Raw genomic sequence first — 6,000 nt, forward strand, 5'->3', positions numbered from 1 at the left:
GTGGCGAGGTATTAATAATAGTTGCGAATTTTAATGGACTATAAAGCTATATGTCAGTCAGTCGATAATCATTTCTAAGTGAAAATCAGAGCGGTAATCGATTTTGATTTATCAGATGAATTTAATAGCACAATAGAATTATGAAGTTATAAAGACCAAACAATTGATGTGATTGTAGCATCTACGATGTTTAACTTATTCGATACAATGAATCATTATGTTGTGTTGGTACGACGCATGAGCCGTCGATTCACCAAAAATTCGCGCGGGTACCCTGGATCGATTCTGCACCTACGGCACCTGATCAGCGCAAAATAGGTAATTGGATATGAAGTGTCAAAGCACAAAAGGCGTTATCACTACGCCTCACCCTTTATCGACTAAAGTTGGCCTGCGGATTCTTGCGGAAGGCGGTACTGCCATCGATGCTATGATTGCCGCTAGTGCCACTTTAGCAGCAGTATTTCCACATATGACTGGTATCGGTGGCGATGCAGTTTGGGTGCTTTATGACAAAAAAGTAAGCTCTATCATGGGTATTGGGCAGGCTGGGCAGCGAGCACCTTTGCGGCCGATAACAGAGCGAGGCCCTGACGCGGTAGCCACGACAGCAGGCGCAATCGCCAGTTGGCAGGCCGCAATTGATATAAGCACTCACCAATGGGGTTCTGATTTGTCCTTACAACGGTTGCTCAAGGATGCAATTAGTTATGCAGAGCAGGGTACCCAGGTATCCGCTTCTCAGGCATTCTGGATAAAACAAAGACAAGCTTTACTGACAAACTTACCTGACCTCAATCCGATAGTCCGTCGAGCGGATGGCCAGCCACTGCAGGTTGGAGATACTTTTAAACAACAACAACTCGCACGAACATTAAAGCTGTTGAGTAAAAACGGCTTGATGGATTTTTATCAAGGAGAGGTAGCTGAGGCCCTGCATGCCGGATTCACAGCATTAAACGGCAACCTCAGTCTGGATGATTTACGCAAGACGAGGGCGCGAAATGCGGAAATGGTTAAGGTGCGCTATCGCGCAGGTGACTACTATAACTTCCCCGCACCGAGTCAAGGTATTTACACGGCAAAAGCTCTAACAACCCTGAACCAATGGGATCTCGGTGAGCACGGAATGGGCAGCGCGCAAAGCTATCACCTAATGGTCGAGGCTATTAAGCAAAGCTTTACCGAACGCAATATAGCATTATGCGATCCAGATTTTTCGCCTCTTAATTCCCTTGAAATTGCCAGTACCGCTAGTCTACTCGACGCAACGAGAGCCAGCCCATGGGGCGAGCAAGGCCAACCAGCGGATACAGTTTGGTTGGCGGCTACCGACAGCGATGGCCGGACAGCCTGTTTAATGCAAAGTCTTTTTCATGATTTTGGCTCTGGCTGCATGATCGGAGACACTGGCGTGCTATGGCATAATCGTGCCGCCGGTTTTAACTCTAATTCGCAACACCCAAACGCTTGGGGGATAAGCAAGCGACCGGCTCATACACTCAACCCCTCCTGTTATATTGCCGACAATGGTCATCGCTTTTTCTTTGGCAGCCAGGGAGGAGATGGCCAACCGCAAACTCAATTGGTACTGGCGACACAGCTGATTGATTTCAATCAGGATGTAGAAACAGCCTTGAATGCCCCCAGGTTTTTATTGGGGCGAAGTTTTTTTGACAGTACCGACAACCTTAAGCTTGAGCAATCCTTACCTGAGGCCATACGTACCGCGCTCACGGAATTGGGTCATATTACCGAGGTAATTCCATCGTTAAGTCCATACACCGGGCAGGCCGGTATTATCACCATCACGCCAAACGGCATGGCCACCGCGATGCATGATCCGCGCGGAGAAGGCACTGCCCTCGCACTTTAACTATATTGGATAGACATTATGGATTTAATATTCATCGGATCGTATTTGTTGCTCGGTACTGTTGCTGGATTGCTCGGTGGTATGCTCGGTATTGGCGGCGGGGTTATTATTGTGCCATCGTTAATTGCGTTGTTTAGCTGGCAGCAATTACCCTTAGACATAATCCCACAACTGGCTGTTGCCAGTTCACTAGCTAGTATTATTGTGACAAGTTTTTCAGCTATGCGGGCCCAAGCCAAACGAGGAGCCGTCGACTGGGTCCTGTTCAGACAATGGTCCGTGCTATTAGTAGTAGGTGGATTTGGCAGTGGGTTCATTGGCAGCCATATACCGGCACTTGCCCTGCAGCGCGGTATCTCTTTATTCTTGATGGTGATCGCAGTTATTATGCTGAGTCAATGGTTACCGAAACCCGACCGTAAGATGCCCGGCCTTCTGGGTCGAATCGCTCTAGGTTTTTGCAGCGGGTTAACCAGCGCTTTGGCAGGCATAGGAGGGGGCAATATTATCGTTCCGCTGCTTGTTTTTTTTAATGTATCAATGCAGCGCGCTGGGGCCACCGCCAGCGCCTTGGGTCTACCTATCGCTTTTGTTGGCAGTCTAGGTTATGTGTTGGCCGGCTGGAATCATGCAGTATTACCCGGTTGGACCCTCGGCTATGTGTATTTGCCGGCAACTATTGGAATAGCCTCCATGGCTTTTATTATGGCTCCATTGGGGGTCATGATTGCACATCGGTTACCTGCTAAGCAGCTCAAGCAAGTCTTTGGTGGAGTGTTGTTGGTCGTCGCCAGTCGCATGTTATGGAGCAGTTTTGGCTAGCGTTTAATCGTCATGGAAGGCCCCCAAACCTCAAAGTGATTAGCTATATTCACGCCGAAGCCTATGCTGGCGTTAACTCTGTACGGCCCTCTGATACTGATCGATACCGACATGCCAGTGGTCGCGGCTAGCAAAAATCTGCCGGAGAAGCTGCGCAGTAATATGCTAAAAGTCTGGGCTGGTGCAGACCAACTATATCCTTTCGCCAACAAATCGACCAAGTTAGAGGCTGGAGGGTTAGAAGTTGATCGAGCTGGAGCATATCGATGACGTGCTGGCGCCGATCCTCTACACCGTGCCGCTGCAATGGCTCAGCTACTAGGTGGCCCTGATCAAAGGTACGGATATCGATCAGCGGCGTAATTTGGCGAAGTCGGTTACAGTGGACTAGTTCGGATTAGTACAACATGGCATGCGCACTGGCACAACTTGAACGCACTGTTTAAATATCCTGCTGACATCAAAAAGGTTATTTACGTGACTAACACGATCTGACCGTTGAGCAGCGTTATCCGCAAGGCGATTTAAAAGTGCAAGCTGTTTCCAATCGATGACTCAGCGAAGAAAGTCATCTACTCAGCTATCCAGAACGCATCAAAAAAATGGACCATGGCAATCAGAAACTGGAAGCCTGCGCTCAACAGATTTATGATTGAATTTGAAGAGCGCCTAGTAAACTATACTTAGCCTTGGCAGTTAAACAGAATTATTTATAGGCTCATTTCTTCCTACTCTTCCAAGTTCCACCATACTGATATGTATTTTCAAAGCCTGTCTTTATAGGCGTGAGACACGTTCTACAAAGAAACACCCAATCCCTCAAGTCCTGGTATCGACACCTGTAGAGGACTTCCTTTGCTTCCTTACAGGCATGACAACTTTTGGTTCTCACTTTCACGGACCTATCCCCTACCATACCTTAGTTAAGTGTTGCTCTGTATTTTAATGAATGACTTAGAGAATCAATAAGTTGATTCGTCTTGTAAGTTAACAACAGCACCTTTTTTACTAATTGAAGTGATATCAGTGTTATATGGTTATGAAATTGGTCTTAATTTACGTATAGCCAGGTAAGTGGCCCGGAAAATGAGGATATTCAACAGGTTTGCGGTGACGTTGCATATGAACGCTCTTGGTAAAAAAGAGATGACGGTGGAGTAAGCAGCTCGATGCATTTTCGACCGAACGGCTTTACTGGTTGAGCTGATCGAGCAACTCTTTCGGCACACCGGGCCGGCCGCTAGCGCTCATACCGGTGCCGATAATCAGTGCCTTGACGCAGATCAGGTCATCGGAGCGTCGGTGAATTACTTGCTGAAACTGAAAGCGGACCCGATCTTTCATCGAAAAGGTTGAGCTGACATAAAAAGCGTCGCCACTGACCAGGGGGCGCTTGTAGTCAAGCTCGGCGCGCACCACCACCAAATTGAGCCCTTGAGCGGCCAACTCTGCAAAATTGATCCCCTTAGTGAGTAAAAACTCGTGTCGCGCATGCTCCAGATAATTCTGATAGACCGCATTGTTGACGATGCCCTGCAAGTCGCACTCGTAATCGCGGACCTTGAATTCTTCTATATGGCTATAGCTCATGGGCATCTGCGGCAGTGGGATTGCTGATGAACATAAACGGAACCGCTGCCGATGGCAATGCTAGGTGCACAGCGGGTGCCATGCGGCCCATAGTAGGGTCTGCAGTCAAGGAGTGGCCAAAGCTCGGGCCGAGCCGATTAGGAGTTGAGAAACTAGGGGGATTGCGCCAGAATTGGTCGTGAAATTTCATCCAACAATTTTTCTCAAGGACTGACCTATGGATGTACAAGCCTTACTCACTGGGATGGCCGACGTTGCGATCCTCTGGTTGCAGGAAAATCTGCTATCGTTGGCCTTGGCCATCACCATCTTTGTGGCGGGCCGCTGGATCGCCAATTTACTCACCAAGGTCATCCATTCCGTTCTAATGCGTGCGAAGGTCGACAATATTCTGGTCGATTTCTTATCCGGCCTGGCCAAAGCGGCCATGGTGCTCTTCGTCATTGTTGCGGCCCTAACCCAATTGGGTGTCGACACTACCTCGCTGATTGCCCTAATCGGTGCCGCCGGTATTGCGGTCGGCTTGGCGTTAAAGGATTCTCTGCAAAACTTTGCCTCGGGTGTGATGCTCATCTTGTTTCGTCCGTTCAAGGCCGGTGACTTTATTGACGCCGGCGGGGTGATGGGCATCGTTGAGCGCATTACCGTATTCTCCACTACGCTGCGTACCGGTGACAACAAGGAAGTGATCGTGCCGAACGGCTCGATATACGGCGGTACCATTACCAACTATTCAGCCCGTGAAACCCGCCGCGTTGATATGATCTTCGGCATAGGCTATGACGCCGATCTGCTCAAGGCCAAAAGCGTGCTCCGAGCCATAGTCGATAACGACGAGCGCATCTTGAAAGAGCCTGAGGTGCTTATCGCCATCGCTGAGCTGGCCGATAGCTCGGTGAATATTATTGTGCGCCCTTGGGTGAAGTCGGGGGACTACTGGCCGGTATTCTGGGACATGCAGGAGAAGGTTAAATTGACCTTCGATCAGGAAGGCATTTCCATTCCCTTTCCGCAGATGGACGTGCATTTGAATCAGGCTGATGGACCACTAAGTTGAAGTCTAAGCCCAAACCGTACCCTCTAGCCCTGTATTAGGCCAAGATGGGTGCGCTGACCCAATAAAAAGGATGTGGCGCATGCACGTTGACTTTACCCACCTGGCCAAGGCCGAGGCCTATCGATTGCTGACTCATACGGTGCTGCCGCGGCCAATCGCCTGGGTACTAACCGAAAACGAAAACCGCAGCTACAATCTGGCGCCCTTTTCCTACTTTAATATGGTCAGCAGTGATCCGGGTCTGTTGATGATCTCGGTCGGCCACAAACGAGATGGCAGCAAGAAGGATACCTGGGCCAATATTGAGCGGCGGCGGCGCTGCGTGGTCCATATTGCCAGCGGCCAACACCTCAGCGCAGTCAATGAAACGGCCCGTTCCCTGCCGGCGGAGGCATCGGAATTGGTCGCCATCGATGCGAGCCTGATTGATGAACCCGGTTTTGATCTGCCCCGACTGAGCGCCTGTGCGGTCGCATTTGATTGCCAACTCTATGATCTGCACCTGTTAGGTGACGGCCCACAGGCGGTCATCTATCTGCAAGTCAAGGCGGCCTATCTAGCCGACGAGTTGCTGGTCAACGATCCGACCACGCCCGACGCGCAGGCCCTTGACCCACTGGCTCGGCTGGGTGGCGATGACTACGCCCAGCTGGGC

General features: G+C 50.0%; 6 protein-coding genes. 4 read left to right on the top strand and 2 right to left on the bottom strand.

The genetic code is table 11. The features are described from left to right. Positions 1–328: 328 nt before the first annotated feature. Positions 329–1,876 carry a gamma-glutamyltransferase family protein gene (locus AC4FIC_RS07080; RefSeq protein WP_273286487.1) on the top strand — a complete coding sequence of 516 codons (1,548 nt, stop codon included), beginning with the start codon at positions 329–331 and terminating at the stop codon, positions 1,874–1,876. Positions 1,877–1,894: 18 nt separating this feature from the next. Further along, entirely contained in the window at positions 1,895–2,698 is an 804-nt protein-coding gene (locus AC4FIC_RS07085) for a sulfite exporter TauE/SafE family protein (RefSeq protein ID WP_193437317.1), read from the top strand. Positions 2,699–3,416: 718 nt separating this feature from the next. Here the strand turns inward: AC4FIC_RS07085 and AC4FIC_RS07090 are convergent. Together AC4FIC_RS07090 and AC4FIC_RS07095 are read right to left on the bottom strand one after the other, a co-directional pair. Beyond that, on the bottom strand, positions 3,417–3,614 hold the full coding sequence (locus tag AC4FIC_RS07090; RefSeq protein WP_100255867.1) for a DUF8622 domain-containing protein: 198 nt from the start codon (positions 3,612–3,614) through the stop codon (positions 3,417–3,419). A gap of 275 nt (positions 3,615–3,889) precedes the next feature. Next, positions 3,890–4,288 (bottom strand): acyl-CoA thioesterase, encoded by a 399-nt coding sequence (locus AC4FIC_RS07095; RefSeq protein ID WP_100255868.1) that lies wholly within the window; start codon positions 4,286–4,288, stop codon positions 3,890–3,892. A 217-nt stretch (positions 4,289–4,505) separates the two neighbouring features. On the opposite strand from AC4FIC_RS07095, the gene AC4FIC_RS07100 reads away from it, so the two are divergent. Together AC4FIC_RS07100 and AC4FIC_RS07105 are read left to right on the top strand one after the other, a co-directional pair. After that, on the top strand, positions 4,506–5,345 hold the full coding sequence (locus AC4FIC_RS07100; protein ID WP_476194150.1) for a mechanosensitive ion channel family protein: 840 nt from the start codon (positions 4,506–4,508) through the stop codon (positions 5,343–5,345). Between the two features lie 79 nt (positions 5,346–5,424). Beyond that, positions 5,425–6,000 (top strand): flavin reductase family protein (locus AC4FIC_RS07105; protein WP_287421119.1); only part of this gene is annotated, 576 nt, incomplete at its 3' end.

The organism is Reinekea sp., from assembly GCF_982785585.1.